This is a genomic window from Microbulbifer sp. (assembly GCF_051659245.1).
In the GTDB taxonomy this organism is placed as follows: Bacteria; Pseudomonadota; Gammaproteobacteria; order Pseudomonadales; family Cellvibrionaceae; genus Microbulbifer.
This window is the reverse complement of record NZ_JBOFOC010000177.1, coordinates 1-2128: the sequence shown is the minus strand read 5'-3', so window position 1 is coordinate 2128 and position 2128 is coordinate 1. Positions and strand designations below refer to the sequence as shown.

2 protein-coding genes are annotated in these 2128 nt (G+C 67.2%); both read right to left on the bottom strand.

Annotation, left to right across the window (positions count from 1 at the left end; genetic code table 11):
• Nucleotides 1-69: 69 nt before the first annotated feature.
• Nucleotides 70-1194, bottom strand: coding sequence for a saccharopine dehydrogenase family protein (locus ACRC0P_RS16890; RefSeq protein WP_438632469.1), 1125 nt, complete (start codon nt 1192-1194; stop codon nt 70-72).
• Between the two features lie 132 nt (nt 1195-1326).
• Nucleotides 1327-2052, bottom strand: a complete 726-nt coding sequence (locus ACRC0P_RS16885) for a UDP-2,3-diacylglucosamine diphosphatase (RefSeq protein ID WP_438632468.1) — start codon at nt 2050-2052, stop codon at nt 1327-1329.
• Between the last annotated feature and the right edge of the window lie 76 nt (nt 2053-2128).

Genomic DNA, 2128 nt, shown 5'->3' with positions numbered 1-2128 from the left:
GGGCCATGCCCGCGATCGGTGGTTGAATCTCAGACCGATCGCGGGCATGGCCCGCTCCTACAGGTTCAACTATTCCAGCCTCTCCACGGCGGTCACCACCGAGAAGCGGGTCAGTTCGCGCAGGATTTCGTCCAGGCTGAGCAGTTGCCAGCAGGCCTGCGCCCCCGCCCGGTTCCACTCGCCGCGCAGTATTTTCCTGGCCATCGCCGCCGCCGGCGCCGCAGGGATCCAGGGTCCGTCACCGTTCAGGCCGAGGGCCTGCCAGCGGTAACCCAACGGCTGGCCGTTCCGGTCTGTGCCGCCCAGGTGGATCAGCATACCGCCGTGGCCACTGCCGCCGGGCCAGTGCGCGGCGAGCCGGTAGCCGAGTTTCGACAGTTGCAGTTTGTTGAACGGCAGCGGTTGCCGGGCCAACTGCGCGCACAGGACCAGGCCCAACTGCAGGGCGCGCGGCTCTACGCCGGTGGCGAAGCGGGCATTTTTCAGGCCGGGCAGGGCGCGGGGCCAGAGTTCCAGGTCCGGTACGTCGAAGTCGCACAGCCAGCGTTCGCCCACCGGGTGGGCCAGCCTGAGCCGGCGCAGGTGATTGCCGGCGTAGGTCTCGCGCCACTGGCCCTCCTGTAGTTGGGGAAAGCTGTCGCCCAGGGACTCGAAACCGGCGCGCACCGTGGCCAGCCCGCGCTCGATACGGTGTGCGGGGGCGATGCTGATATCCACTGACTCCAGTTCGGCGAATTTGTCCCGCAATTCCCTCAGCACCGCCGAGCTGAGCGCCGGCAGGCTACTGGCGCCGGAGACCAGAGGCACGCCCGCAGCCTCGGCGGCGGGGGAGAGGCGCTGGAAATCGCATACGAAGCGGCGCCCGTCGGCGATATCGATATAGGGAGTGTGGGCTTCGATACAGGCCCGGGCCACGCGGTAGTCCTGGTGCTGGAAGGGGCCGGCGCAGTGAATCAACAGGTCCAGGTGCAGGGCCTTGAGCTGTGCGGCGAGGTTGACCGCGTCGCGCTCCAGGCGCAGGCCCTCGGCGAAATTGGGGAGCTGGGAGGCGCAGAGTTCTGCCTTGAACTTGTCGTGCCCGGCGATGATCAGTTGCAGTTCGCTGTCGCTGTCGCTGCCGAGCAACCGGGCGATACGGGAGCCGAAGGTGCCGTAGCCGCCGAGGATCAGTACGCGTTTTTTCAGGTTCTTCACGTCAGCGGTTCTCTGATCCGTTATTTCTCCAGGGTGGGTCTCCGGCCCGATGCCTGGCTGGGCTCGGCGGTGATTCGCTCCATCCCTGGTGCTCGTCCGCGTCGCGGGCGGCTGCGGTGTCCTAATCGGCAATCATGCTATGGGCCAGTGGATCAGTTCAAGCGAATCGCCGTCCGCCTTCACGCACCAACCCAGGTCTCCCCAGTCGCCGAGCACGATGCGCTCGGCGGATTCGCCGTCCACGGTGATCGCGTGGCGCGCGGGCCTGTGGGTGTGGCCGTGAATCAGGGTGTGCACGCCCTGTTCGCGCATTACCTTCTCCACTTCCTCCGGGGTCACGTCCATGATGTCTTCCGCCTTGCGGCTGTTCATGGACTTGGATACCGCGCGCAGCTGCGCGGCGATAGCGCGCCGCTCCTCGAGGGGCTTGGCCAGCAGCTCCCGCTGCCAGTTGGGATCGCGGGCCTGCTGGCGGAAGGTCATATATTCGTTGTCGCGGGTGCAGAGGCTGTCGCCGTGCATGAGCAGGACTCTCTGCCCGGCCAGGGTGACTGTGGTGGGGTCCGGCAACAGGATGGCGCCGGCGCGGTGGGCGAAGTCCTCGCCGATCAGGAAATCCCGGTTGCCGTGCATCAGGTACAGCTCGGCGCCGGTGCCGCTGTAGGCGCTCAGTTCGGCGGCCACTTCCGCGGCCAGCGGGGCGTCGTCGTCATCGCCGATCCACACCTCGAAAAAGTCGCCGAGGATATACAGGGCCCCGGCACCGGCGGCGGGGCCGCGCAGGAAGTCGAAGAAGGCCCGGGTTACCTGTGGGCGGCTCTCGTCCAGGTGCAGGTCGGAGATCAGGTAGCTGGTCACAATGCTTGCTTCCCTCGCATTCCTCTTCCCTGTAGGAGCGGGCCCAGGCCGCGATCGGCCTCGCTACGGAGCGGGA